We start from the raw sequence: 25,770 nt of genomic DNA, 5'->3' as shown, positions 1-25,770 counted from the left end.
AACTCAGCTGTTGGCCCGTCCGCTTGAGCGGCTCGCCCGTCACGACGCCGGATAATGCCTACAAACTTCAGGCCCCAGTGACGGCCTCAGACCGCATCCGGTCCGGTCTCGCCGGTGCGGATGCGGATCACCTGCTCGACGTTCTGAACGAAAATCTTGCCGTCGCCAATCTTGCCGGTGCGCGCCGCCTTGATGATGGCGTCGACCACGCCGTCCGCCATGCCGTCATCGACCACCACCTCGATCTTCACTTTCGGCAGGAAGTCGACCACGTATTCGGCGCCGCGATACAGCTCGGTGTGGCCCTTCTGGCGGCCGAAGCCCTTTACTTCGGTCACCGTCAGGCCGGTGACGTTCACGTCCGCCAGCGCCTCGCGCACCTCGTCGAGCTTGAAGGGTTTGATCACGCAGGTAATCTGTTTCATGCTTTGTCTCTCTTTTCAGTCAGGGATATTGTTCAGGTCATCCAGCCACACCGTGGCTTCGGAGTCCGAGGGCGCACGCCAGTCGCCGCGCGGCGACAGCGAGCCGCCGTTGCCGACCTTCGGCCCGTTCGGCACGCAGGTGCGCTTGAACTGGCTGGTCTTGAAAAAGCGCCACAGGAAGATGCCGAGGTTCTTCTTGATCGCCGCCAGGTCGTACTGCCTGTGCGCGCCGGCGGCGTTCGGCCACCTGCCCTGCTCGCGGTCGTGCCAGGCGCTCCAGGAAAGGAATGCGACCTTGCTCGGCTTGAAGCCGTAGCGCAGGGTGTAGTACAGGTTGAAGTCCTGCAGCTCGTAGGGGCCGATGGTGTTCTCGGTGATCTGGGCCGGCTTGCCGTCCTTGTCGTCGCCGGGCACCAGCTCGGGGCTGATCTCGGTCTCGAGGATGCGGATCAGGACGTCCGCGCCGTCCCGCACCACGGCCCCGGTCTCGGCGACCCAGCGCACCAGGTAGGAGATCAGGGTCTTGGGCACGCTGGCGTTCACGTTGTAGTGCGACATGTGGTCGCCCACGCCGTAGGTGCACCAGCCCAGCGCCAGCTCGGACAGGTCGCCGGTGCCGATCACGATCGCGTTGTGGAAGTTCGCGAGGCGGAACAGGTGGTTGGTGCGCTCGCCCGCCTGCACGTTCTCGAAGGTGATGTCGTATTCGGGCTTGCCCTCGCTGTAGGGGTGGCCGAGGTCCTTGAGCATCTGGATGCAGCTCGGCCGGATGTCGATCAGCTGGGCGCTGCAGCCGACCACGCGCATCAGCTCATTGGCCTGGTGCAGGGTGCGCTCGCTGGTGGCGAATCCCGGCATGGTGTAGGCCAAAATGTTGGTGCGCGGCAGACCCAGGCGGTCCATCGCCCTGGCGCAGACCAGCAGCGCGTGGGTCGAATCGAGCCCGCCGGAGACGCCGATCACGACCTTCCTGATGCCGGTGCTGGACAGGCGCTGGATCAGGGCCTGCACCTGGATGTTGTAGACCTCGAGGCAGCGCTCGTCGCGGCGCGCGGCGTCGGCCGGCACGTAGGGGAAGCGTTCGACGGTGCGCGACAGCGGCATCTCCTTGTCCAGCGGCAGGTCGAGCTGGAACTGCACGAGGCGGAACTTCGCCACCTCGTCGGCATGGCGGCGCACCGATTGCGCGAAGGTGGTGGCGTGCATGCGCGCGTTCGACAGGCGGTCCAGGTCGACGTCGGCGTGGATGACGTGCGAATCGTCGCTGAAACGTTCCGATTCGTTCAGCAGGTCGCCGTTTTCGTAGATCAGCGACTGGCCGTCCCACGCCATGTCGTTGGTCGACTCGCCGCGCCCGGCCGAGGTGTAGAGGTAGGCCGCCATGCAGCGCGCCGACTGCTGGCTCACCAGCTGGTGGCGATAGCCGCTCTTGCCCACCACGACGTTCGAGGCCGACAGGTTGACCAGCACCGTGGCGCCGGCCATCGCGGCGAACGAGGACGGCGGGATCGGCACCCAGACGTCTTCACAGATCTCGACGTGGAAGCGCAGCAGGGGCAGGTTCTCGACCTCGAACAGCAGGTTCGGACCGAATGGAACCGTGGCGCCGAACAGGTCGACCTGGTCCACCGCCGCGCAATCCGCGGCGCTGAACTGCCGGGATTCGTAGAATTCGCCATAATTAGGCAAGAAGCTCTTGGGCACCACACCCAGCACCCGGCCATTCGCGACCACGGCGGCGCAGTTGAACAGCTGGTGGTTGACCTTCAGCGGCAGGCCGACGACCAGGGCCAGCGGCAGCGTGTTGGAGGCCTCGACGATCTGGGCCAGGCCGGCAAGGCAGCCGTCGAGCAGCGCGCGCTGGTGGAACAGGTCTTCGCAGCTGTAGGCCGACAGGCCCAGTTCCGGAAAGGCGGCCAGCACCGCGCCATCGTCGGCGGCCTGGCGCGCCAGCGCGAGGGTCTGGGCGACGTTGAAGGCCGGGTCGGCGATGCGGATGCGCGGGATGGCAACCGCGACGCGGGCGAAGTGGTGGGTATAGAGATTGAAGAATTGCTTGTTCATTGGTGAGTCTTTCGCAGGTGCGCATGAAGGCGCAGCTCATCAATTCCTTAGGGATGTCATTTTGAATTATCGCACGCATATCGTTTCTTCCTTGTCCGAGATTGGGCAAGACCAGTGGGATGCGCTGGTCGCCACGCAGGACGATCCCAATCCCTTCCTGTCCTACGCTTTCCTGCACGCGCTGCACGAATCCGGCAGCGCGGCGCCGGAGAGCGGCTGGCAGCCGCAGTACATCGTGCTGTTCGACGGCGAGCGGCTGGCGGCCGCCCTGCCCCTGTACGTGAAGGGCCACTCGTACGGCGAATACGTGTTCGACTGGGCCTGGGCCGACGCCTACCAGCGGCACGGGGTCGAGTACTACCCCAAGCTCCTGTCCGCGATTCCGTTCACGCCGGTCAGCGGACCGCGCCTGATGGCGGTCGACGGCGCGGCGCGCGCGGCGCTGGTCGACGTGCTGGTGGCCACGCAGAACGCGACCGAGGTCTCGTCGACCCACGTGCTGTTCCCGCCCGAGGACCAGGCGCGCCAGCTGCGGGAGGCGGGCTTCATGCTGCGCAGCGGGGTGCAGTTCCACTGGCTGAACCAGGGCTATGCCTCGTTCGACGAGTTCCTGGCGACGCTCGAGCAGAAGAAGCGCAAGAACATCCGCGCCGAACGGCGCAAGGTGCGCGAGGCCGGCGTCACGCTGCGCCGGGTGCGCGGGCGCGACGTCACGGATGCCGAATGGGTGCTGTTCAACCGCTGCTACCGGCATACCTACCAGGCGCATTACTCGACGCCCTACCTGAACCTCGATTTCTTCCGCCGCATCGGCAGCGCCATGCCGGACAACATCCTGCTGGTGATCGCTTCGCGCGACGGGCGCGACATCGCGGCATCGCTCGTGATCCACAGCGAGACCACGCTGTTCGGCCGCTACTGGGGCGAGCTGGAACACGTGCCCTGCCTGCACTTCGAGGCGGCGTATTACCAGCCGCTCGAGTTCTGCATCGAGCAGGGCATCCGGGCTTTCGAGGGCGGCGCCCAGGGCGAGCACAAGATGGCGCGCGGCTTCCTGCCGACCCGCACCTGGTCGGCGCACTGGCTCGCGCACCCGGCGTTCGCGGATGCGATCGAGCGCTTCCTGGAGCGGGAGAAAGGCGGGATCGACGACTACATGGACGAGCTGGACGAGCGCAATCCGTTCAAGCGTTGATATGATGGGCGCATGGCGCCCACGCCTTCCCTGTTGACTGCCTGCCAGGCTGCCGCGATCGACTTCGTGCGCGGCCGCAGCACGGGCGGGCTGTTCGGACTGGCTAGATGCGGCGCTGATCGGCGCGGCGGCGGCGCACACCGGCCGTCATGATTCGCAGGGGCTGAAGAAGGTCTGGCACATCCTGGCCAGGTACGGGGACCTGTCGGCGGCCTGAGTCAGGATCCGGCTGCCGGCCAGTTCGACAGCTGCTCCAGCGCCGCCGGCAGAGCTTCGGCCGGCAGCACGTAGCGGCCGTAGGCGACGCCGCCGATCGGATCGAGATCGCGGTCGCGCGTGAAGCCGAGGGTGGTGTAGAGACGCAACGCGGTCGCCATCATCGGGCTGGTGTGCAGGCCGACGGCCGGGGCGCCGTCGCGCAGGGCGTGGCGCAGGCAGGCGGCCATCAGTTGCCGGCCGATGCCGCGTCCGCGCTGGCCGGGCGCGACGACCAGCATGCGGATCACGGCCCAGTCATCCGGGAAGATCGCGCTGCGCGGCTTGCCGGGGGCGAGGTGCAGGACCGCGCCCAGCACCTCGCCGTCGATGTCGGCGACCAGGAGCTCGGCCTGGCTTGCCAGTTCCGAGGTGCGCGCGCTGAACGCCGGCCAGTCGGCGTAGGCGTGGGCGTATTGGGAGAAGGCGGCCAGCGCCACGCGGTCGACGGCGTCGCGGTCCGCCTTTCGATAAGGTCGTATCGAGCACTGCATGCCGTCAGCCGTCTCCTTGCGCGTCCAGTCGTCGAGTATAGCGACATGGCGCGGCATGTTTGTCACGCTTTTCCACTGGCGGCCGGGGTATGATGGGCGGATGAGATCACGCGCACACCCGTTCGCTGCCGCTGCCGCGGCAGCATTGCTGCTGTCGGCCTGTTCGGATGCCGGCCAGCGCGGACGCAAGGGGCCGGCGCCGTTCACGGCCTTCGATGCGCTGACGGTGGAACAGTCGGGCTGTTATCGCGGCTGCCCGGTATTCGAAGTCAAGATCTTTGCCGACGGGCGGGTGCGCCACTCCGGCCCGGAGTTCGAATTCACGGGCGGCGCCCACGCATCGCGCATCGACCGCCGTGCCCTGGACAGCATCGCCGGCGCCTTGCGTACGGCGCGTCTCGACGATATGCGCGACCGCTACCGGGACCGGACCGACGGTTGCGAATACACCTACATGGACGCGTCGACGCTCAGTATCAGCCTGACCCGGGCCAGCGGTCATCGCAACAAGAGCGTCGACCTCTACACCGGCTGCCTCGGCCCACGCGTTCCGACGGAGCGGATCGGTGCATTGATCGACGCGATCGACAAGGTCACCGGTACGGCCGCGCTGCTCGAACAGCGCAAGCGCTTGCGTCCGCAGAACGGCGAGACGGCCGGGGCGGCGTGGTAGCCCTGCCGTTGCAGCGCCACGGCACGCCAACACGGTATGATGCGCGCATGAGAATTCAAGCGACATGGTTTGCGGCCGCTGCGGCGCTGCTGCTGTCCGGCTGCTCGGACGGCGTTCCGCCCTGGCGGCAGGCGCACTGGCCCACCGGGGGATTCGAGGTCGTGTACCTGGCGCGGTCGGCGTGCTACGGGACATGCCCGGTGTACGAAATCGACGTGTTCGCGGATGGCCGCGTGCGCTACACCGGCGAAGAACATGTGAAAACCACGGGCACCCACGAGGCCCGCCTGTCCCCGCACGCCGTGACACAGCTGGCGGCGGCGGTCCAGGCGGCCCGCTTCGAAACGCTGGGCGGCAGCTTCCAGGACGCGAATGATGGTTGCCGGGATCTCGTTACCGACGCGCCCTCGCTCACCATCGGCGTCAAGCGCACGGGACGATTGCTGCGCGTGAATTACTACACCGGCTGCTCGGGGCCCGCGGTGCCGTCCGCGCGGATCCACGCCCTGGCGGACACAATCGACCGGATCGCCGGTACGCAAGCGTTCATCGTCGGGCAGGCGCAGCCGATTGCCGGGGCGAGGTAGGCGGCGCGAAACAGAAGGGCCGGATCGCATGGTGCGAATCCGGCCCTTCTTGATTTCCTACCCTTGCCGGCATGCGGCAAGGAGGGATGATGTGCTGGCTTAGTTCCAACCGCCCGCGTTCGAGCGGAACTCGACGTGGAAGGGTTTGGACAGCTCGGCCTGCTTGCGCAGCACGTTCAGGGCGCGGCCATTGGCGGCGGACATCAGCACACGGGCGACGTTGTGGAACAAGTTCTTCATGCTCGACTCCTTCTGGTGCGGAGCCCATTCGAGCGGCCCCGCGCAACGGTTTGATCGCACATGCGATCGACACCTACCGTTATAGAGCTCAGTCGAAGCAATTTCCAATTCTGATTTGCAATACCAGATATCGACCTGGTGAATGTTATTCGAGCCGCCTCCCTAGCCAGGAGCGTATCCCGTCGAATGAGCGGAATTCGGTAACGGAACGGCATGCGATGCCTGGGTTGCGTGCTTGCAACATCCGCGACATGGCCGCGCCGGGGCCAAGCTCGAGCGCGACGGTTACCCCTGCCTCGCCGGCGGCGTCCATGCAGTCCATCCAGCGGATCGGCTCGGCAAGTTGGCGCGACAGCACGCGAGTAGCGAGCCCGGCATTGTCCACCTTTTCGGCCGAGATGCCGGACAGGACCGGGCACACCGGTGCGCTCCAGGCTTGTCGCGCCAGCAATCCGGCGAACGGCGCCACCGCTCCCTGCAGCAAGGGCGTATGCGACGCGACCTCGACCGGCAACACGGTGGCGCGGGCGCCCGCATCGGCGGCGGCTAGCGCCAACGCCTCACGCGCCGCGGCCGGGCCGCCGGCGACCAGGGCATCCTCGCCGGTCACGATCGCCGGGAAAAAGCCGAATCGCTGGAGCAAGACCTCGATGGCTTCGAGCGGGATGCCGGACACGGCGACCATGCCCTGCGCCGCACCGGTGTCGAGGCAGGCGTCCATCAACCCTGCACGCTCGGCGGCGAGACGCACCGCGTCGATCGGGGCGAGCGCGCCGGCGACGCCGTAGGCCGCCAGTTCGCCGATGCTGTAGCCGGCCACCAGCGCCGGTGCGGGAACGGTCTCGCGCAGCGCCGCCCACATCGCCAATGTCGCCGCCACGATCGCCGGCTGGGCGACGCGGTTGGCGAACAGGGACGCGCCGTCGGCCACGCCGGTGAGCACGGGCGCGAGTGCGGCGTCGGCGAAGCAGGCGTCCAGCAGGACGGCGGCGGCGGGATCGGCGCGCGCCATGTCGAACATGCCCGGGTGTTGCGCACCCTGGCCGGGACAGAGGATCAACAGCCTGCCTGCCACGTCAACCCTCGCCGCCGCAGACGGCATGCACCAGGCAGACCGCGCCCAGCAGATCGGCCGCACCGCCCGGCGACAGGCGCGCCGCGACGAAACGACGGTGGCAGGCCAGCGCCCGCGCTTCCCAGTCCGGCGCCGCGCTGCCGCCGCGGGCGACGAAGGCGCGCGCCTCGCTGCGCACGGTCAAGGCGCCATTGATGCCGCCGCGGTGGTAGACGTTGGTGTCGCTGATGCTGGCCATCAGGGAGAACAGCGCGTCGATCCGGGCCCGGCGCATGCCGCGTCCCTCGCGCAATGTGCGCTGCAGGGCCGGCAGGCCGACTTCGAATACGGCAGGAAAACCGCGTGCGCCCTCTTCTCTCGCGCCGCTGGCGGCGTAGCGCAGCAGGGCTTTGGCGCCATGCGATTGCGTGCCGGTGTCGACGCTGTGGGCGCCGAGTGCGGCGGCCCAGTGCGTTGTCAGGGCGGCCCGGATTGCGCCTGGGGTCAAGGGTGTCCGTTCAGCTTGGCAGCGGCCGATTGCCGCGCACAGCATGCCGAGGCAGAAGATGGCGCCACGGTGGGTGTTGATGCCGGCGGTGGCGCGCAGCATGCGGGCCTCGGCGGCGATGCCCAGGCGCTTGAGTTCGAAGAAAGGTGCGCCCGCCATGCCGGCTTGGGCGATATCCAGGAAATAGCGGCGCAGGGAGAACATGCTGCGCAGGAAGGTTGCTGCCGTCATGTCGTCGTGGCTGCCGTTGTCGACGAGTGAGACAAGGCCGGGCTTTGGGTACAAGGCTAGTTCCACATAGAGGCTACGTACGGCGAGGCGGGCGACGTGGTGGCAGAACTGTCGGTCGCGGTGGGCGCTTGGTACGCCACTGGCGCTTGTACTATGGTGGAGAAGCATCATCGGACGGCCCATGCTGTCGTGTTCGCTCTCGCAGCGTCATCGTCGAGCTGACGATTGCCGGAAGGCGGGGTTGTGTTCGCCGGCGACCAGTTCGTCAGGATGATTGGACTGGGCAAGGTCACGCGTGGCGAGTATGCGACGAAATTGGGCACCGGCCTGCCCGGGTGCGACGGGGCGGGTGCTTGTGGAAGTCGGGTGGTTTTCGGCTGGGCGACGGCATTGGGCACCCGCCCGCGCGGGTGCGACGGGGCGGGCGGTTGTGGGAGGTGGTTGGTTTTCGGCTGTGCGACGACATTGGGCACCGGCCTGCGCGGGTGCGACGGAGTAGGCACTGGTGGCAAGAGATTGGGCCGCGACGGCGCAGCGGACTTGGGCACCGGCCTGCGCCGGTGCGACGGAGCGGAGGATGGTAGTTGCAACATGGAGCGCCTCATCTCGAGCACTATGTGAGGGATTCCGTGCGGCGCGAGCGAGGCGGTTAGTTCAGGCATGCGCCGTCCTCCAGTGTCGTGATCAATTCCTCGGGCTTGACGAGGGCGACCCGTTCCAGCGCCTTGGCCAGCACCCGGGTGCCGGGGGCGCTTTCGAAGGCGGCGCGCAGTTCTTTCCAGGCCACGGCGCGGCCGTCGGGGAACACGACTTCGCCGTCGAGCGGCAAGCTTGCGGCGTGGGCGTTGAGCAGGTCGAGCCCGGCCATCAGCTGCGCACGGCTCAGGGGACGCAGCAGCAGGTCGATGTCGGATTCGGGCCGTACGTAATGCTGGCCGGTAAGCGCCTCCAGGGCGACCGAGCCGTACACCGCCAGCCCGAGCCCGGCGCCGGCCGCTTCCTGTTCGAGGCGCGCCAGGGCGTCGCGCCATTCCTCGGGCACGGCGTCGAGGGCGCCGACCAGGGGCAAGGCGCGGGTCCGGCGCTTGACGTCGGACAATTCGACCCGGCAGGCGAGGCGCAGCTTGCCGCCGTCCTCCTCCCGGGGCGGCATGGCGAAGCCGATCGCGACTTCGCTGGCGGCCAGCGCCGTCTCGGCGCGCCGCACCACGGCGGGCCAGCCGGCGTCGCGCCAGGCGTCGAGCGCGCTGCGGGCTTCCTGTGGTGCGCCGGCGCGCACGCGGTCCCAGCCGCGGTGGGTCAGCCAGACCAGGTCATGCCGGGCGAACATGGCTGCCCGTCCTGACCGCTTCCGCGACCGGCTGCGCCAGCTGGCGTCCGCCGCGTTCGCGTCCCAATGCCATGCGCACGTCTTCCACGGGACTGTCGGCAAGCGCACGCGACAGCTCGGCGGCGAGGCTTCCTTCCTGCTCTCCCTGCCAGATGCCGTGCAGGCCGCCCATGCGCAGGTAGTTTTCCGGCCCCGGCGCGAACACCGGGTTGTCCCTGGCCAGTTCCGTGAGGCGTTCCTCCGGCACCTTGGTGATGCGCGCCATCGCCGGCAGCCCCATCACGCGGATGGTCGCTTGCGGCAGCGCGTAGCAGCTGCTGGCGATCAGGCCGCTGGTGATGAAGCCGCCGCTCAAGGCCTGGTCGTAGACCAGGCCGACGACCGTGTGGCCCTTGCGGCGCGCCAGGTCGACGCATTTGCCGAGGTGGGCCATGTAGCTGTTGATGCCCAACATTTCGTCGCGGTGGCGCAGGCGCTGGCCGACGGTGTCGACCAGGATCAGGATCGGCCGTCCCGGATGCTCTTGCACGGTGCGCAGGATGGCGCGGGCCTGGCTGAGGGCGATCTCGATGCCGATCGGGACGTGGCCGGTGGTGCCGATCACGTCGACTGTCTTGCCCTCGACCTGGGCGCTGCCGGACAGGAAGTGCTCGTGCTCGACGATGTCCTGCCCTTCGGGGAAGAGCTGCGTTGCAAGTTGGTGCCAATCCATTCCTATTCCCCCTTCCCGGCCTGCACACGGTGCCGGCTCGCCAGCGCCATGAAGGCGTCGGCGTCCAGCATCGGCACTGTGGCCGGCTCCGCGATGCCGAGCCGGCGCCAGATATCCATCGGTTCCGCCAGGCCCTCGCTGAGCGTGATGCGGCGCTCGAGCATGGCCTGCTCGCCGAGCAGTTCTTCCAGGCTGAGGCGGCTGCCGGCGGCCTTGATGTCCGCGATGGCCTGGATGGCGGCGGCGCGGAATGCCGCCGTATCGTCCGGCACCAGCGCCTGGCAATCGCCCATCAGATAGCGGTGCTTGCCGCCTGTGGTGCGCCAGACCAGGGCGCGGTCGCGCGAGTCGAATTCCTCGACGCCGTTGGCGGTTTCGATCACCTCGGGGCCGGACATGGCGAGGCGCCCTTCTTCCGACATGATGACGGCGTTGGCGCAGCGCGCCGAGATGCCCATGCCGCCGAAGCAGCCGTTCGAGCCGCCGACCAGGGCGACGACCGGGATGCCGGCCTCGCGCGCGTCCAGCATGGCGCGCATCACTTCCGACACCGCGATCAGGCCGGCATTGGCCTCGTGCAGGCGCACCCCGCCGGACTCCAGCAGCAGCACGACCGCATCCGCCCCTTCATCGACCGCCCGGCGCAGCATGCCGACCAGCTTGGCGCCGTGCACCTCGCCGACCGCGCCGCCCATGAAGGCGCCCTCTTGCGCCGCGCCGAACACCGTCAAGCCGTCGAGCTTGCCGCGTCCCACGATCACGCCGTCGTCGAAGGAAACCGGGGCGTCGAGCTGGGCCAGGTGCGGGCTGGCCACCCGTGCGCTCGGCGGCAGGAATTCCTCGAAGGAGCCGGCGTCGAAGATCGCCGGGATGCGCTGGCGTGCGGTGAGTTCCAGGTAGCTGCTCATGGCGTGCCTCCGGTCAGCGATTCGACCGCCTGGTCCAGGCGCAGGCCGACCACGGCGGGCGTGGCGCCCATGTCGTTGATGCTGATGCGGGCGTCGCTCAATTGCCAGCGCGCGTGGAAGTCGGCCATCACCGCCTCCCAGGTGGCGCCGAAGCCGACTGCTGCGGTGCGCACCTCGATCTCGCAGGCGCCGTTCAGTTGCGCCGGCTCGATCAGCACCTCGAGGTTGCCCGAGCCGACCACGCCGACCAGCTGCGGATTGCCAGCCAGGGGACGCGTGCCCGCCTCGAAGCGAAAATGTAGGGTTTCCATTCAGACTCCTTGATCACTGCTACTACCAGTTCCTGAAGCGCTTGGGCGGCTCGTACAGGCCGCCGGATGCGCGCACCAGGCCTTTCATGTTCTTGGCGGCCAGCAGATCGCGGGTCGCCAGGCGCTTGTCGATGCCGAGGTCCTCGGCGCGCCGGATCACGCCGCGGTCGCGCAGGTTCTCGACCATGCGCTTGTCGCGGCCCATGCCCACCGGGGTGTAGCCGGCCACGCCGCGGATCGCCTGCTCGCGCTCCTCCTCGCTGCGGCACAGCAGCAGGTTGGCGATGCCCTCTTCGGTCAGGATGTGGGTGACGTCGTCGCCATAGATCATCACCGGCGGGATCGCCATGCCGGCCTGCTCGGCCAGCTGCCAGGCGTCCAGTTTTTCCACGAAAGCCGGCGCCATGTGCTCGCGGAAGGTTTCGACCATCTGCACCACCAGCTTCTGGCCGCGCGGGATGGTGTTGCGCCCTTCCCGCGCCTGCCTGCCCGCCTTGAGCCAGGCCGCGCTCGGGTGCCGGCGGCCGCGCGCATCCGCGCCCATGTTCGGGGCGCCGCCGAAGCCGGCGATACGGCCCAGGGTCGCGGTCGAGGAATTGCCCTGCAAGTCGATCTGCAGGGTCGAGCCGATGAACATGTCGCAAGCATAGTGCCCGGCGGCCTGGGAGAACGCACGGTTGCTGCGCATCGAGCCGTCCGGCCCCACGAAGAACACGTCCGGCCGCGCGCGGATGTAGTTTTCCATGCCGAGCTCGGAGCCGAAGGAATGGACCGATTCGACGAAGCCGGCCTCGATCGCGGGAATCAGGGCCGGGTGCGGGTTCAGGGCCCAGTGACGGGCGATTTTCCCTTTCAAACCAAGGTCGGCCGCATAGGTCGGCAACAGCAGTTCGATGGCGGCGGTATCGAAGCCGATGCCGTGGTTCAGGCGCTCGACCTCGTATTCCGCGTAGATGCCTTTGATCGCCATCATCGCCATCAAGACCTGGATTTCCGAGATCAGGGCCGGGTCGCGCGTGAACAAGGGTTCGATGTAGTACGGAGCCGGCGACTGCACCACGTACTCGACCCAGCCGCCCGGGATGTCGACGCGCGGCAGCTTGTCGACGATCTGGTTGACCTGGGCGATCACGATGCCGCTCTTGAACGCGGTGGCTTCGACGATGGCCGGGGTGTCCTCGGTATTCGGGCCGGTGTACAGGTTGCCCTCGCGGTCGGCCATCTCGGCCGCCACCAGGGCCACGCGCGGGGTCAGGTCGACGAAATAGCGCGAGAACAGTTCCAGGTAGGTGTGGATGGCGCCGATGTTCAGCTTGCCGCTTTGCGCCAGCTTGGCCAGGCGCCCCGCCTGCGGCCCCGAGAAGGAAAAGTCCAGGCGCGATCCGATGCCCTTCTCGAACACGTCCAGGTGCTCGGGCAGCGACAGCACCGACAGCAGCATGTGCAGGTTGTTGACCTGGGCCGGGTCGAGCCGCGTCAGGGCCTTGCCGAGGAAATCGGCCTGCTTCTGGTTGTTCCCCTCGAGGCAGACGCGGTCGCCCGGCTCCAGCACGGCGTGCAGCAGCTCGACAATGTGGGTGGCCTGGACGACTTTGCCGTCCAGCTCGGCCCCGAGCGCGGACCTGGCCCGCGCCAGGCGTTCGCCGCGGTTGCGTTGCTGGGTGGACCAGCGGCCTTCGACAGCATTCATACGATTTCCTTTGATTCCTACTACGATTCAGAGCACCACGAACAACAGCCACACCACCACCGGCGCGACCAGGGTGACGATGCCGCCATAGATCATCAGCTGCCTCAGGAACACGTCGCGATCGATGTGCTGGGCGCTGGCCAATACCAGGGCGCCGTTGGTCGAGAACGGGCTGACGTCGACGATGGTGGACGCCACCGCCATGGCGGCGATGAAGCCGATCGGGTCGACCCCGGTGCCGGACGCCAGGAAGGGCACGGCCAGCGGGATCAGGGAACCGAGCACCGCGGTCGACGAGGCGAAGGCGGACACGATGGCGCCGACGAAGAGCAGCAGCAGCGCCACCATCAGCGGCGAGGTCAGGCTGGCGACGCTGTCGCCGACCCAGGTGATGGTGCCCATCTTCTGCATCACGCCGACATAGGTAGAGACGCCGACGATCAGCATGATCTCGGGCCAGGACACCTGGCCGATGGCGCGCTTCTGCACCTGCGGCGACAGCAGCGAAATGAGCAGGCCGATGGAGATCGCAACGAAGCCGATGTCGAGCTTGTACATCAGGGTGAGGACGGCGAGCGCGATCAGGCCGACCACGGTGACGACCTGGTGCAGGTCCGGCCCTTTGTCGAGCGCTTCGCGCGCCGCGCCGGCCACGCCGCCGGTGCCCTGGGTGCCGCCGACGCCGGCCGCGGCGGAGGCCGAGCGCTGGGCGGTCAGGCGTTCCTCGCTGGCCGCTTCGTTCTCGGCGTCGCCGTAGATCTGCGGGCCTTGCGCGGCCACCGCCACCGGCGGGCCGAAGGGCGAGATGCCGATGCCGCCGCCGCTCGTGGCTCCCCTGGGCGCGGTCTGGCGCATCAGCTTCATGCCGCCGAAGACGAAGAACAACACCGCCGACACCGCCAGGTTGACGCCCAGGCTGGTCAGCGCGGTGGTCAGCTCCGAGATCGGCAGGCCGGCTTCCTGCACCACTTTGTTCGTGATGCCGCCGTAGATGCTGATCGGCGAGAAGCCGCCGCCCTGGGCGCCGTGCACCACCATCATGCCCATCATGAGCGGGTTGATGTTGTACTTGGCGGCGAAGCCGAGCGCGATCGGGGCGATGATGGCGACCGCCGCCGGGCTCACCGCGCCGACGGACGTCAGCACCGCGGTGATCGCGAACATCACCCAGGGAATGGCGGCGATGCGTCCGCCGACCGCGCGCACCGCGAGCCGCACCAGCCAGTCGATGGTGCCGTTGTTCTGGGCCTGGGCGAACAGGAAGGTGATCCCGACCAGGGTCAGGAACAGTTCGGCGGGAAAGCCCGCCATGATGGCCTTGGCCTGCATGCCGGCCACGACGGAGCCGACCAGGAAAGCGCCGACGAAGGCGATGACGCCCATATTGATGGGCAGCGCGGTGGCGATGACGAACATCAGGGCCAGCACGCAGATTGCGATCATGTGCGAAGACATGGGGCTTGCTCCTCCAAGGCGCGGCGCCAGTCGTGCTGTGCCGCTGGTAATACGTCTCCAAATGCATGCCTGGTCCGGTGGTACAGCCGGCCGGGCGTGCTCTTTTGTCATGCTATTTTGTGACGTAAAGGTAGCGCCGAATCCGCATGCGATCAATTAGGCTCGCCGTGCGACGTTTACTTTCAGCGGAACTATCGAGGCTGAACGTGATCGTGCGGCCGGTGTTCAAGCGTGCTTGAGCATGCGGCAGACGGCCGCCAGCGCCAGCAGGTTCGGGTCGCGTTCGCGCACCCGCAGGAAGGAAAGGCCGATGGTCTGGCGCATGTGGAAGTCCGCCTTTAGCGGGATCAGCTGGACCCGGTCGCCGAAGGCGTCGCGCACCCGTCCCGGCAGCAGGGTGTAGCCGATGCCGGCGCCGACCAGATTCATCAACGAGAAGATGTCGCCCACGCGGGTGACGATGGTGGGCGCGAAGCCGGCGATGCGGAAGGCTTCCTGGAAACCGCTGAAGGTGACGAAGCCGTCGCGCAGGCAGACGAATTTTTCGCTTGCGCATTCGCGCAGGTCGACTTCCTTCATCTGGGCATAGGGCGAGCCGGCCGGCGCGGCGAAGAAAACCTCGTCCTCGAACAGCGGGATCGATTCGACGTCCGGGTCGGGGTCGGGCACCGCCATCAGGGCGGCGTCGATCGCGTTCTGCTTGAGCTTGTTCAGCAGGTCGGCGTTCGAGCCGAGCACCAGTTCGGTTTCCAACTCCTGCTTGCGTAGCTTGATGCCGATGATGACGTTCGGGATGGTGCCGGTGGTGAGTGAATACAGGGAGCCGATCTTGAGGTGGTCGGCCGAGTAGCCGGCCGCCGAGCGGGTGGCGGCGATGCCGTCTGCCATCAGCTTGACCACGTCGCGGCTGACGTCGGCCAGTACCTGGGCCGCCTCGTTCGGGATCAGGTTGCGGCCCTGCAGGCTGAACAGCTGGCAGCTCATCGCCTCTTCCAGCGAATGCAGGGCGCGGTGCACGCTCACCGCGCTGATGTCGAGCATGCGCGCGGCGGCGTTCAGGTTGCCGCCCTCCATGTAGGCGAGCAGGACTTCGAGCTTGCGGAAGGTGATGTCGTCGCTGATGCGGCTGCGCATGGAATCCCTTTTTGATGTGGTTACGTATGAGGATACCGTAGGGTGGCCGGCCGTACACCCTACACGAAGAGGTCGGGATGCCCTTCGGCGCATTCGCGCAGCAGATTCCACACCACCTTCACCCTCCGTAACCGGTACAAATCCGTCGGCGCCGCCAGCCAGAACGAGCGCTCGGCCTGGAACCCCGGCAGCACCCGCACCAGCCGCCCATCGTTCGGCACCGCATACGGCGGCGCCATCATCAAGCCCATGCCGAGCGAGGTCGCCTCCAGCTGCCCGGTCATGCCCGAACAGCAGATGCGCCGCCGCGGCGTGAACCCGAGCTCGTTCAGGTAGGACAGCTCGCGGCTGGCCAGCCGGTCCTGCACGTAGTCGACGAAGTCGTGGCGCGCCAGGTCGGCCTGGGTGCGGATCGGCGGATGGCGCGCGAGGTACGACGGCGAGGCGTACAGGTAGAAGTGGAACGACGCCAGCCGCGCCACCATGTAGCGTCCGGTGGTCGGCGGATCGAGCATCACGCCGAGATCGGCCTCGCGGTTGGCCAGGTTGGCGAAACGCGGCAGGTTCAGCAGGTCGATCGACAGGTCCGGATGCTGCTCCAGCAGCTTGGCCAGCAAGGGCGCCACCACCCTCACCCCGAACACCTCGGGCACGCCCAGGCGCACCACGCCGTGCGCCGCCACCTCCGCCCCGCCGATCTGTTCGGCCGCCGCCAGCGCCGCGCCCTCCATCGCCTCGGCGTGCGGCAGCAGGGCCTGGCCGACCTCGGTCAGCTCGTAGCCTTCGCGCGAGCGGTCGAACAGCGTCGAGCCGAGCTGCGCCTCCAAACGGTCGATGCGCCGGGCCACGGTCGTGTGCTCGACTTCCAGCCGGCGCGAGGCCCCGGACAGGGTGCCGGCGCGGGCCAGCTCGAGGAAGAAACGCAGGTCGGTCCACTCGGGCAGCGTGTTCATGGCTTGTCTGTTCTCTATCAAGGCTCATATTGTGCACCAGTGCACATTCCTCCTGCAATCGCTTCGGACAATTTCCATATTGCAGCGCACAAAAGGTGCACGCCTCGATTCCTCCCTAGTCAAGACATGCACGCCACTGCTGCGGGGAGGCTGTGCATTTTTGCACACCGGGTGGGCGATTGTTGACTATCGAAGCAGACCGGAGCGGTGCACACTGCCGACCATGCGACATCCTGAACGCGTGCCGCTATCAAATAATTAGGAGACATCGATGCGTCTGACCAAGAACAAAATGAAGCTGCTGAACCCCGCCATTCAATCCGCCGTGGCCCTCCTGGTGCTGTCGACGGGGAACACCGCGTATGCACAGGAAGCGACCGGCGCCCCGCCGGTGGCAAATGCCGAAGAAGGCGTGAACAAGGTGGTGGTGACGGCCCGCCGCCGCGAAGAGACCCTGCAGGACGTGCCGGTGTCGGTCACCGCCTTCAGCGCCGACCAGCTCTCGAAAGTCGCGACGCCGGACATCACCGCCCTCGCAACCGCCCTGCCGAACACCACCCTGAAGGCCTCGCGCGCCACCAACTCGACCCTGACCGCCTTCATCCGCGGCGTCGGCCAGGCCGACCCGCTGGCCGGCTTCGAGTCGGGCGTCGGCATCTACATCGACGACATCTACCTGGCCCGCCCGCAGGCGGCGGTGGCCGACATCTACGACGTCGAACGCATCGAGGTGCTGCGCGGCCCGCAGGGAACGCTGTACGGACGCAACACCATCGGCGGCGCGGTCAAGTACGTGACCCGCAAGCTGGCCCCGCAGACCGACGCCCGCCTGCGCGCCACCGTCGGCCAGTACGGCCAGAAGGAAATCGTCGCCACCGTCAGCACCCCGGTCAGCGACACCGCCCGCATCGGCGGCACCTTCGCGCGCTTCAAGCGCGACGGCTTCGGCAAGAACCTGACCACCGGCGGCGAGAACTACGACAAGGATGTCACCGCGGCGCGCCTGTCGGCCGAATTCACCCCGACCCAGGACCTGTTCATCCGCATCGCCGGCGACGTCACCCAGGACGATTCCAGTCCGAAGAACGGCCACCGCCTGATCGTCGGCCGCACCAGCGGCGCGCCGATCCTGAGCAACGTCTTCGACACCCGCGCGAACCTGATGAAGGCGATCGGGAAGGACCAGGAAGTCAAGGCGCACGGCGTTTCGGCGACCGTCGAGTACACCCTGAACGACGCCTGGACCTTCAAGTCGATCACCGCCTCGCGCAAGGACAAGTCCTATGCACCGATCGACTTCGACTCGCTGGCGGTGGTCGACATGGAAGTGCCGGCCCTGTACACCAATGAGCAGTTCAGCCAGGAATTCAACCTGACCTACACCGGCGACAGGCTTGCCGGCGTAGCCGGCATCTACTACATCGACGCCAACGCCTTCAACAAGTTCGATACCATCCTCGGTGGCGCGGTCCCGACGTCGACCTTCACCAGCGGCGACATCGACACCAAGGCCTGGGCGGTCTACGCCGACGGCAGCTACAACGTGACCGACGCCTTCAGCGTTTCGCTGGGCGGCCGCTACACGGTCGACGAACGCGACGCCGAAGTGCTGCGCCAGATCTACCTGGGCGACAAGGGCTCGCCGGGCCTGGGCAATGCGGGCGCCATCCTGTTCCGTACCGACACCGACCTGCGTGGCGGCGTGCTGCACCGCAAGGACAAGAAATTCACCCCGCGCGTGGCCCTGAGCTACAAGATGAATGCGGATCACAACGTCTACGCGTCCTACTCGGAAGGCTTCAAGGGCGGCGGCTTCGATCCGCGCCTGAATGTGGTCGGCACCCGCATCCCGCTGGCGACGGCGCGCGCCGGCTATGCGCCCGAGACGATCGAGACTTATGAACTGGGCCTGAAATCGGCCTTCAACGGCGGCCGCATCACCACCAACGCCGCCGTGTTCTACAGCGACTACCAGGACGTGCAGATCCCGGGTTCGGTGGCGATCGACACCAACGGCGATGGCCGCGACGACAGCTTCGCCGGCGTGACGACCAATGCGGGCAAGGCCAAGATCAAGGGCGCCGAACTGGAAGCCATCGCCAACATCACCCCGAACTTCATGATCGCGGGCATGTACAGCTACATCGACGCCGAATACAAGGAATACATCTCGGCCGGCGTCAACGTGGCGGCGCAGCGCACCTTCCAGAACACCCCGAAGAACTCGGCCAACCTGCGCTTCAACTACGATATTCCGATGCCGATCGCGGGCCGCACCGGCAAGCTGTCCCTGATCGGCAGCGCCTCCTACAAGGGCGCGACCGCCCAGTTCGAGACCGCCTCGCTGCTGGACCAGGAATCGTACAAGCTGTATGACGCCAGCATCGTCTGGACCCGCACCGATGGCAAGATCCGCGCCGGCATCCATGGCAAGAACCTGAGCGACAAGCATTACAAGACCGGCGGCTACCTGTTCCCGACCCTGGGCAACGAAGGCACCCTGACCGCCTTCTACGGCAACCCGCGCCAGTGGTCGGCGACGCTAGAGTACCGCTTCTAAGCTTCAGGCTTCCCCGCAGTACCCGCACCCCGCTGGCTGGCGCTTTCGACAGCGCCGGCCGGGGACGGTGCGGTCTCATGAAATGGCAATACGCCAGACAAGCAACGAAACACAGGATCAGCCAGCGTGTCCACCTTCACACCAATCAGTTACACCAGCGGCGACGGGCTGGCGCTGTACGCGCGGGATTATGCTGCCACTGCGGCCACTGCGGCGGCCCCGGACGGCGCCCCGGCGCGCCTGCCCGTGATCTGCATCCACGGCCTGACACGCAACTCCGCCGACTTCGACGAACTCGCCCCGATACTTGCCGCCATGGGACGCCGCGTGATCGCGGTCGACGTGCGCGGCCGCGGCCACTCGGCGCACGACCCGAATCCGGCCAACTACAACCCGGTGGTCTATTCTTCCGACATCGTCAGGCTGATGGAGCAGCTGGGCCTGGCCCGCGCCGTCTTCGTCGGCACCTCGATGGGCGGCCTGATCACCATGACCCTGGCGGCGCGCCGGCTCGACCTGATCGCCGCCGCCGTCCTGAACGACGTCGGTCCGACCCTGTCGGTACGCGGCCTGCAGCGCATCGCCGGCTACGCGGGCCGCTGCAACACGGTCGCGTCCTGGAACGACGCCGCCGACTACGTGCGCGACATCAATGCCTGCGCCTTCCCCGCCAATTCCGACGCCGAGTGGGACAAGTGGGCGCGCCGCGCATTCGAACAGAAGGATGACGGACAGCTGGCGCTGCGTTACGATCCGCATATCGCCACCGCGATCCAGACCGGTAAACTCCGTCCGACCTCGATGGCGGCGCGCATGGCCTTCCGCCGCCTGGCGCGGCGCCGCCCTACCCTCCTGGTACGCGGTGCGCTGTCCGACCTGGTCGAACTCGACCAGGCCAACTGGATGCGCAAGGCGGCGCCGGAAATGCAGTATGCCGAAGTACCCGAGGTCGGCCACGCCCCCATGCTCACCGAGCCGGCGGCACTGGATGCGATCCGCGCCTTTCTGGCCCGGGTGCCGTGAGAACACGCAAGAACAAGGAGACTCCATGAAACACCTGCTCAAACCCCTGTCCGTCGCCATGCTGGCCGCCTTTGCCGCCAGCGCCGCGCCAAGCGTCTTCGCCCAGGGCAAGGACATCAAGATCGCCCTCATCGCCGGCAAGACCGGCCCGCTCGAAGCCTATGCCAAGGAAACCGAGCTAGGGTTCATGATGGGCCTCGAGTACCTCACCAAGGGCACGATGGCCATCAATGGCCGCAAGATCAAGGTGATCGTCAAGGACGATCAAAGCAAGCCAGATCTCGGTCGCACCCTGCTGGCCGAAGCCTATGGCGACGACAAGGTCGACATCGCGGTCGGCACCACCTCGTCCGGCTCGGCGATCGCCATGCTGCCGGTGGCGAAGGAATACAAGAAGGTCCTGATCGTGGAACCGGCCGTGGCCGACGCCATCACCCAGGAAAAGTGGAACAAGTACATCTTCCGCACCGCGCGCAGCTCGATGCAGGACGCGCTGGCCGCGGCCAGCACCCTGAAAAGCGGCAGCATCGGCTTCCTGGCCCAGGACAACGCCTTCGGCCGCGACGCCATCGAGGCCGGCAAGGACGCCCTGAAAGCGACCGGCAGCAAGGCCGCGACCATCCACGAGGAATACGCGCCGGCCGCCACCGCCGACTTCACCGCCCCGACCCAGCGCCTGTTCAACGCCCTGAAGGATAAACCCCAGCCGCGCGTGCTGGCCATCGTCTGGGCCGGCCCGAACCCGCTGAACAAGATCGCCGACATGAAGCCGGAACGCTATGGCATCGCCCTGGCCCCGGGCGGCAACATCCTGCCGGTGATGAAGACCTGGAAGAGCTATGCCGGCACCGAAGGCACGGTCTACTACTACCACGGCTTCCCGAAGAACAAGATGAACGACTGGTTCGTCGCCGAGCACACCAAGCGCTACAAGATGCCGCCCGATATGTTCACCGCCGGCGGCATGGCGGCGGCCAGCGCCGTGGTCTCGGCCTTGAGCAAAGCGCCGAACGCGAAGAACGGCGACGAGATGGTCGCGGCCATGGAAGGCATGAGCTTCGAGACGCCGAAGGGCACCATGAGCTTCCGCAAGGAAGACCACCAGGCGATCCAGCCGATGTACCACTTCCGCATCAAGAAGGACCAGAAGAGCGAGTGGGACCTGCTGGAACTGGTCCGTGAAATCCCGGCGAGCGAAATGCCGCTGCCGGTGAAGAACAAGCGCTGACATGACGGCTCCAGGCACCCAGCCCTCCCTGTCCACCCGCGACCTGACCATCCGCTTCGGCGGCCACGTCGCGGTGAACGGGGTGACGGCGGACTTTTATCCCGGCACCCTGACCGTCATCGTCGGCCCCAACGGCGCCGGCAAGACCACCTACTTCAACCTGATCTCGGGCCAGCTGCCGGCGACCTCGGGCAGCGTCTTCGTGCACGGCCAGGACGTGACCAGGGCCGGCGCCGCGCGCCGTACCCGTCTCGGCATCGGGCGCGCCTTCCAGCTGACCAACCTGTTCCCGAACCTGACGGTGATCGAGAACGTGCGCCTGGCGGTACAGAGCCGCGCCGGCATGGGCCTGAATTTCTTTTCGATCTGGTCGAGCCACAAGGAACTGATCGCGCGCGCCGAGCATTACCTGGAACGGGTGGCGCTGGCGGCGCGCCGCGATGCCTATGTGGCGACCCTGTCGCACGGCGACCAGCGCAAGCTGGAAGTGGCGATCCTGCTGGCGCTCGAACCCGAAGTCATGATGTTCGACGAACCGACGGCCGGCATGAGCGTCGACGAAGTGCCGGTGGTGCTGGACCTGATCCAGGCAGTGAAGGCGGAGCGCAACAAGACCGTGCTGCTGGTCGAGCACAAGATGGACGTGGTGCGCGCCCTGGCCGACCGCATCATCGTGCTGCACAACGGCACCCTGGTCGCGGACGGCAAGCCGGCGGAAGTGATGCAATCGAAGATCGTACAGGAAGCTTATCTTGGAACACCTGAAACCGCAGTCGCCTGAGCCGCTGCTCACCCTGTCCGGCGTGCACACCCACATCGGCCAGTACCACATCCTGCAGGGCGTGGACCTGACCGTGCCGCGCGGCGGCATGTCGATCCTGCTGGGCCGCAACGGCGCCGGCAAGACCACGACCCTGCGCACCATCATGGGGCTATGGAAGGCCAGCGCCGGATCCATCGTGTTCGACGGCCGCGACATCACCAGGATGTCCACGCCCGACATCGCCCGCCTCGGCATCGCCTATGTCCCGGAAAGCATGGCGGTGTTCTCGGACCTGACGGTGCGCGAAAATCTCTATCTGGCCGCACGCAAGGGCGCCCTGGACGAGGCGCGCGTGGACTGGATCTGCGGCTTCTTCCCGGCCCTGAAGAAATTCTGGAACTACCCGGCCGGTAACCTGTCCGGCGGCCAGAAGCAGATGGTGGCCATCGCCCGCGCGATCGTCGAGCCGCGCAAACTCTTGCTGGTCGACGAACCGACCAAAGGCCTGGCGCCCGCCATCGTGGGCAGCCTGATGGCGGCCTTCCGCGAGCTGAAGGACACGAATACGACCATCCTGCTGGTCGAGCAGAACTTCAACTTCGTACGCACGCTCGGCGACACCGTGGGCGTGATGGACGACGGCCGCGTCGTGCACGCCGGCTCGATGCCGGCGCTGGCCAATGACGAGGAACTGCAGCAACGCCTGCTCGGGCTCTCGCTCGACTCTCACCAATAGGAACACGATGAGCGCAACCTTACCCCTTGCCGCCAAGGACACGCCGCTGCCGAAGGCCAAGCGCGACATCGCGCCGCTGCTGCTGGTGCCGGTCCTGATGCTGGCCGTACTGCCGCTGGTCGGCGACTTCCCCACCTGGGTCACCCTCACCGTCGCCGGCCTGGCGATGGGGATGATGATCTTCATCATGGCGAGCGGCCTGACCCTCGTCTTCGGGCTGATGAGCGTGCTGAACTTCGGCCACGGCGCCTTCGTGTCGGTCGGGGCCTTCGCCGCCACCACGGTGCTGATCCCGATGCGCGGCTGGCTCGAAGTCGACTCGCTGCTGCTGAACCTGGGCGTGCTGGCGCTGGCCGTGACGGTCGCCATGCTCGTCACCGCCATCATCGGCTGGGCCTTCGAGCGCGTGATCATCATGCCGGTCTACGGCCAGCATCTGAAGCAGATCCTGATCACCATGGGCGGCATGATCGTCGCCGAACAACTGATCCACGTGATCTGGGGCGCCGAGACCATCGCCCTGCCGCTGCCGACCGCCCTGCGCGGGGCCATCTTCCTGGGTGACGCGGCGATCGAGAAATATCGCCTGGTCGCGGTGGTGGTGGGCTTGCTGGTGTTCGTCGGCATGTTCCTGACCCTGAACCGCACCAAGATCGGCCTCCTGATCCGCGCCGGCGTCGAGAACGGCGAGATGGTCGAAGCGCTCGGCTACCGCATCAAGCGCCTGTTCGTGACCGTGTTCGCGGCCGGCTCGGCGCTGGCCGGCCTGGGCGGCGTGCTGTGGGGCCTGTACAAGGAAACCCTGAACGCGGCGATGGGCGGCGAGATCATGGTGATGATCTTCATCGTCATCATCATCGGCGGCCTGGGCTCGGTGGGCGGCTGCTTCATCGGCGCCCTGCTGATGGCCCTGGTCGCCAACTATGCCGGCTTCCTGGCCCCGAAGGTCGCGCTGGTCTCGAACATCATTTTGATGATCGCGATCCTGCTGTGGCGCCCCGCCGGCCTGTATTCGAAGATGCGAGGTTGAATCCGATGCGCTACCTTCTCCTTTCCGGCGACCTGCCGCGCAGCCGTGCCCTGAGCCTTGTCCTGCTGCTGATCCTGTTCGGCCTGGCCTTCGCGCCCTTCCTCACCAGCGGCGCGCGTCCGCTCAACACGGCGGCCACGATCTGCGTCTACATCGTGCTGGTGGCGTCCTACGACCTGCTGCTGGGCTATACCGGCATCGTGTCGTTCGCCCATACCATGTTCTACGGCATCGGCGCCTACGGCATCGGGATCGGCCTGTCGCGCGTCGACGAGCCAACCTGGGGCGCGGCGCTGGTGGGTCTGGGCATCGCCCTGCTGGTGGCGCTGGCGCTGGCCCTGGTGGTCGGCCTGTTCGCCCTGCGCGTGCGCGCCATCTTTTACGCCATGATCACCCTGGCCGTGGCCTCGTCGTTCGCGGTGCTGGCTTCGCAATTGTCCGACTTCACCGGCGGCGAGGACGGCATCACCTTCAGCGTGCCGGAAGTGCTGACGCCCGGCTTCACCCTGATGGAAAACGAAGTCTTCGGGCGTTCGATCGACGGCAAGCTGCTCAGCTATTACCTGGTGTTCTTCGGCTGCCTCGTGTTGTTCCTGTTCCTGCTGCGCCTCGTGAATTCGCCCTTCGGCCGCGTGCTGCAGGCGGTGCGCGAAAACGAGTTCCGCGCCGAGGCGCTGGGCTACCGCACCATGGTGTACCGGATCTGGGCCAACTGCCTGGCCGCCCTGGTCGCGGCCCTGGCCGGCGCGCTGATGGCGCTGTGGCTGCGCTACGTCGGGCCGAAGACCTCGCTCGGGTTCGAAGTCATGACGGACATCCTCCTGATCGTCGTCATCGGCGGCATGGGGACGATGTACGGCGCGGTGATCGGCGCGGCGCTGTTCATCATTGCGCAGAACTATTTGAAGGAGCTGATGGGCGTGGGGTCGAGCGCACTCGAAGGCGTGCCGCTGCTGGCGGCGATGCTGCATCCGGATCGGTGGATGCTGTGGCTGGGGGTGCTGTTCATTCTGTCGATTTATTTCTTCCCCATTGGGATTGTTGGGAAGCTCAGGCTGCGTAATCTCATGGCGCGGCAGAAGCGGACGTAGCGGCTGCTCATACCAACCTTGGTCCCCGGCCTGCGCCGGGGCGACGGTTTTGAAGGCAACGAAGTTGTCGGCATCATCGTCATCGCGCACGCAACCAACGTCGCTCCGGCGCAGGCCGGAGCCTGATTTTTCCAGCAGTACCCCACGGCCTCCCCTGCGGAGGCCGTTTTCATTTGAGTTCCCACCCCACCCTTGAGCCGACCCGAGCCTTCATCCGCCCGCATTGAATACACGTCAATATTGCCAGTTCGCTTACTCATACCATAAAGACAACAAAGGTCTCGATGTCAGCCAGCGCGGGCCGCCGTCCATCCACCATTCATCTGGCTCAGCATGAAAGGCTCATCATGAAACGACTCACCCGGCTTACCGTTGCGGTTCTGCTGGCTTGCGCCGCCTGGGCGCCGCTGTCCAGCCATGCCGTCGAAGTCCTGAACGAAGGCTTCGGCGACGTCTCCAAGCTCTCGGGCTGGTCCCAGCTCAACAACAGCATGCCGCCGGGCACCGGCTGGTTCCAGGGCTACACGGACGTCTTCGGCGCCCAGCGCGGCCCGGGCAATTCCTATGCCGCCGCCAACTACCTCGGCGCCGCCAACGGCATGGGCGTGGTCGACAACTGGCTGATTACGCCGACCCTGGCGCTGTCGGGCATCAGCACCCTGTCGTTCTGGGCCAGGAGCGAGGGAACGGCCGGCTTTTCCGACCTGCTCGAAGTGCGCTTCGCCTCCGGCAGCGGTTCCACCGCGGAAGACTTCGACGTCCTGCTGCTCACTATCGGCGGCGAAGCGGCATTTCCAAGCCAATGGCAGCAATGGAGCGCGAATCTGACGGTCGAAGGAGAAGGCCGTTTCGCTTTCCGCTACCTGGGCGACGCCGCCACGCTCGACTACGTCGGCCTCGACAGCGTGCGGGTCGTCACCGCCGTGCCGGAACCGACCAGCTACCTGATGCTGCTGGGCGGGCTCGGCGTGCTGGGTGCAAGCGCGCGGCGCCTGCGCCGTGGTCCGGCCAAGGACACGGCCCAGAACGCTACCCGCTAGCGCACACGCGACCGCGCGCAGTAGCGCGGCTGCGCGGCGTCATCGGGCGTTCGTACGCCGCCACAGTTCGACCGGGCGCG

At 67.0% G+C, this 25,770-nt stretch carries 25 protein-coding genes; 11 read left to right on the top strand and 14 right to left on the bottom strand.

Going from position 1 to position 25,770, the window contains the following annotated elements:
* Nucleotides 1-86: 86 nt before the first annotated feature.
* Both LQ564_RS07500 and LQ564_RS07495 read right to left on the bottom strand, forming a co-directional pair.
* Nucleotides 87-425 carry a P-II family nitrogen regulator gene (locus tag LQ564_RS07500; RefSeq protein WP_231057491.1) on the bottom strand — a complete coding sequence of 113 codons (339 nt, stop codon included), beginning with the start codon at nucleotides 423-425 and terminating at the stop codon, nucleotides 87-89.
* A 15-nt stretch (nucleotides 426-440) separates the two neighbouring features.
* Nucleotides 441-2,489 carry an NAD(+) synthase gene (locus LQ564_RS07495; protein WP_231057490.1) on the bottom strand — a complete coding sequence of 683 codons (2,049 nt, stop codon included), beginning with the start codon at nucleotides 2,487-2,489 and terminating at the stop codon, nucleotides 441-443.
* A gap of 61 nt (nucleotides 2,490-2,550) precedes the next feature.
* On the opposite strand from LQ564_RS07495, the gene LQ564_RS07490 reads away from it, so the two are divergent.
* Nucleotides 2,551-3,684 (top strand): GNAT family N-acetyltransferase, encoded by a 1,134-nt coding sequence (locus LQ564_RS07490; protein WP_231057489.1) that lies wholly within the window; start codon nucleotides 2,551-2,553, stop codon nucleotides 3,682-3,684.
* A 218-nt stretch (nucleotides 3,685-3,902) separates the two neighbouring features.
* On the opposite strand, the gene LQ564_RS07485 is transcribed toward LQ564_RS07490, so the two are convergent.
* Nucleotides 3,903-4,490, bottom strand: coding sequence for a GNAT family N-acetyltransferase (locus tag LQ564_RS07485; RefSeq protein WP_231058123.1), 588 nt, complete (start codon nucleotides 4,488-4,490; stop codon nucleotides 3,903-3,905).
* 43 nt (nucleotides 4,491-4,533) lie between these two features.
* Between LQ564_RS07485 and LQ564_RS07480 the strand changes: the two genes are divergently transcribed.
* Complete coding sequence (locus LQ564_RS07480; protein WP_231057488.1) at nucleotides 4,534-5,106, top strand: DUF6438 domain-containing protein; 573 nt, start codon at nucleotides 4,534-4,536, stop codon at nucleotides 5,104-5,106.
* Nucleotides 5,107-5,153: 47 nt separating this feature from the next.
* Complete coding sequence (locus tag LQ564_RS07475) at nucleotides 5,154-5,693, top strand: DUF6438 domain-containing protein (RefSeq protein WP_231057487.1); 540 nt, start codon at nucleotides 5,154-5,156, stop codon at nucleotides 5,691-5,693.
* A gap of 99 nt (nucleotides 5,694-5,792) precedes the next feature.
* On the opposite strand, the gene LQ564_RS07470 is transcribed toward LQ564_RS07475, so the two are convergent.
* The 11 genes from LQ564_RS07470 to LQ564_RS07420 all read right to left on the bottom strand — a co-directional run bounded on the left by LQ564_RS07470 (nucleotide 5,793) and on the right by LQ564_RS07420 (nucleotide 16,219).
* A complete protein-coding gene (locus tag LQ564_RS07470; protein ID WP_231057486.1) occupies nucleotides 5,793-5,933 on the bottom strand; it encodes a hypothetical protein in 141 nt (46 codons plus the stop codon).
* Between the two features lie 145 nt (nucleotides 5,934-6,078).
* Nucleotides 6,079-7,035, bottom strand: coding sequence for an acyltransferase domain-containing protein (locus LQ564_RS07465; RefSeq protein WP_269143477.1), 957 nt, complete (start codon nucleotides 7,033-7,035; stop codon nucleotides 6,079-6,081).
* On the bottom strand, nucleotides 7,010-7,897 hold the full coding sequence (mdcB, locus tag LQ564_RS07460; RefSeq protein ID WP_371873439.1) for a triphosphoribosyl-dephospho-CoA synthase MdcB: 888 nt from the start codon (nucleotides 7,895-7,897) through the stop codon (nucleotides 7,010-7,012). Before mdcB ends, LQ564_RS07465 begins: the two co-directional genes overlap by 26 nt.
* A 478-nt stretch (nucleotides 7,898-8,375) precedes the next feature.
* Nucleotides 8,376-9,056 carry a malonate decarboxylase holo-[acyl-carrier-protein] synthase gene (mdcG, locus tag LQ564_RS07455; protein WP_231057484.1) on the bottom strand — a complete coding sequence of 227 codons (681 nt, stop codon included), beginning with the start codon at nucleotides 9,054-9,056 and terminating at the stop codon, nucleotides 8,376-8,378.
* Entirely contained in the window at nucleotides 9,040-9,768 is a 729-nt protein-coding gene (gene mdcE, locus LQ564_RS07450; protein WP_231057483.1) for a biotin-independent malonate decarboxylase subunit gamma, read from the bottom strand. Before mdcE ends, mdcG begins: the two co-directional genes overlap by 17 nt.
* Nucleotides 9,769-9,770: 2 nt before the next feature.
* Entirely contained in the window at nucleotides 9,771-10,676 is a 906-nt protein-coding gene (locus LQ564_RS07445; protein ID WP_231057482.1) for a biotin-independent malonate decarboxylase subunit beta, read from the bottom strand.
* The gene (gene mdcC / locus LQ564_RS07440) at nucleotides 10,673-10,987 is read right to left on the bottom strand and encodes a malonate decarboxylase acyl carrier protein (RefSeq protein WP_231057481.1); all 315 of its coding nucleotides are present in this window, start codon (nucleotides 10,985-10,987) and stop codon (nucleotides 10,673-10,675) included. Before mdcC ends, LQ564_RS07445 begins: the two co-directional genes overlap by 4 nt.
* A 22-nt stretch (nucleotides 10,988-11,009) precedes the next feature.
* Nucleotides 11,010-12,677, bottom strand: coding sequence for a malonate decarboxylase subunit alpha (mdcA, locus tag LQ564_RS07435; RefSeq protein WP_231057480.1), 1,668 nt, complete (start codon nucleotides 12,675-12,677; stop codon nucleotides 11,010-11,012).
* Between the two features lie 27 nt (nucleotides 12,678-12,704).
* A complete protein-coding gene (locus tag LQ564_RS07430; protein WP_231057479.1) occupies nucleotides 12,705-14,132 on the bottom strand; it encodes an SLC13 family permease in 1,428 nt (475 codons plus the stop codon).
* 225 nt (nucleotides 14,133-14,357) lie between these two features.
* Nucleotides 14,358-15,266 carry a LysR family transcriptional regulator gene (locus LQ564_RS07425; RefSeq protein WP_231057478.1) on the bottom strand — a complete coding sequence of 303 codons (909 nt, stop codon included), beginning with the start codon at nucleotides 15,264-15,266 and terminating at the stop codon, nucleotides 14,358-14,360.
* A 59-nt stretch (nucleotides 15,267-15,325) separates the two neighbouring features.
* On the bottom strand, nucleotides 15,326-16,219 hold the full coding sequence (locus tag LQ564_RS07420; RefSeq protein ID WP_231057477.1) for a LysR family transcriptional regulator: 894 nt from the start codon (nucleotides 16,217-16,219) through the stop codon (nucleotides 15,326-15,328).
* A gap of 271 nt (nucleotides 16,220-16,490) precedes the next feature.
* Here LQ564_RS07420 and LQ564_RS07415 point away from each other — a divergent pair, with 271 nt between their 5' ends.
* The 8 genes from LQ564_RS07415 to LQ564_RS07380 all read left to right on the top strand — a co-directional run bounded on the left by LQ564_RS07415 (nucleotide 16,491) and on the right by LQ564_RS07380 (nucleotide 25,690).
* The gene (locus tag LQ564_RS07415; protein ID WP_231057476.1) at nucleotides 16,491-18,779 is read left to right on the top strand and encodes a TonB-dependent receptor; all 2,289 of its coding nucleotides are present in this window, start codon (nucleotides 16,491-16,493) and stop codon (nucleotides 18,777-18,779) included.
* Between the two features lie 126 nt (nucleotides 18,780-18,905).
* Nucleotides 18,906-19,802 (top strand): alpha/beta fold hydrolase, encoded by an 897-nt coding sequence (locus LQ564_RS07410; RefSeq protein ID WP_231057475.1) that lies wholly within the window; start codon nucleotides 18,906-18,908, stop codon nucleotides 19,800-19,802.
* Between the two features lie 25 nt (nucleotides 19,803-19,827).
* Nucleotides 19,828-21,030, top strand: a complete 1,203-nt coding sequence (locus LQ564_RS07405) for a substrate-binding domain-containing protein (protein WP_231057474.1) — start codon at nucleotides 19,828-19,830, stop codon at nucleotides 21,028-21,030.
* Between the two features lies 1 nt (nucleotide 21,031).
* The gene (locus LQ564_RS07400) at nucleotides 21,032-21,811 is read left to right on the top strand and encodes an ABC transporter ATP-binding protein (protein ID WP_231057473.1); all 780 of its coding nucleotides are present in this window, start codon (nucleotides 21,032-21,034) and stop codon (nucleotides 21,809-21,811) included.
* A complete protein-coding gene (locus LQ564_RS07395; protein WP_231057472.1) occupies nucleotides 21,783-22,529 on the top strand; it encodes an ABC transporter ATP-binding protein in 747 nt (248 codons plus the stop codon). The genes LQ564_RS07400 and LQ564_RS07395 overlap by 29 nt, the downstream gene beginning before the upstream one ends.
* Before the next feature lie 7 nt (nucleotides 22,530-22,536).
* Nucleotides 22,537-23,559, top strand: coding sequence for a branched-chain amino acid ABC transporter permease (locus tag LQ564_RS07390; RefSeq protein ID WP_231057471.1), 1,023 nt, complete (start codon nucleotides 22,537-22,539; stop codon nucleotides 23,557-23,559).
* Between the two features lie 5 nt (nucleotides 23,560-23,564).
* On the top strand, nucleotides 23,565-24,650 hold the full coding sequence (locus LQ564_RS07385; protein WP_231057470.1) for a branched-chain amino acid ABC transporter permease: 1,086 nt from the start codon (nucleotides 23,565-23,567) through the stop codon (nucleotides 24,648-24,650).
* A 347-nt stretch (nucleotides 24,651-24,997) separates the two neighbouring features.
* Complete coding sequence (locus LQ564_RS07380; RefSeq protein ID WP_231057469.1) at nucleotides 24,998-25,690, top strand: choice-of-anchor J family PEP-CTERM protein; 693 nt, start codon at nucleotides 24,998-25,000, stop codon at nucleotides 25,688-25,690.
* The last annotated feature ends 80 nt before the right edge of the window (nucleotides 25,691-25,770 follow it).

The sequence above is a fragment of the Massilia phyllostachyos genome (genome assembly GCF_021044825.1).
In the GTDB taxonomy this organism is placed as follows: domain Bacteria; phylum Pseudomonadota; class Gammaproteobacteria; order Burkholderiales; family Burkholderiaceae_D; genus Telluria; species Telluria phyllostachyos.
Note: the sequence above shows the minus strand (reverse complement) of the source record. Positions and strands in the feature narration are given on the sequence as shown.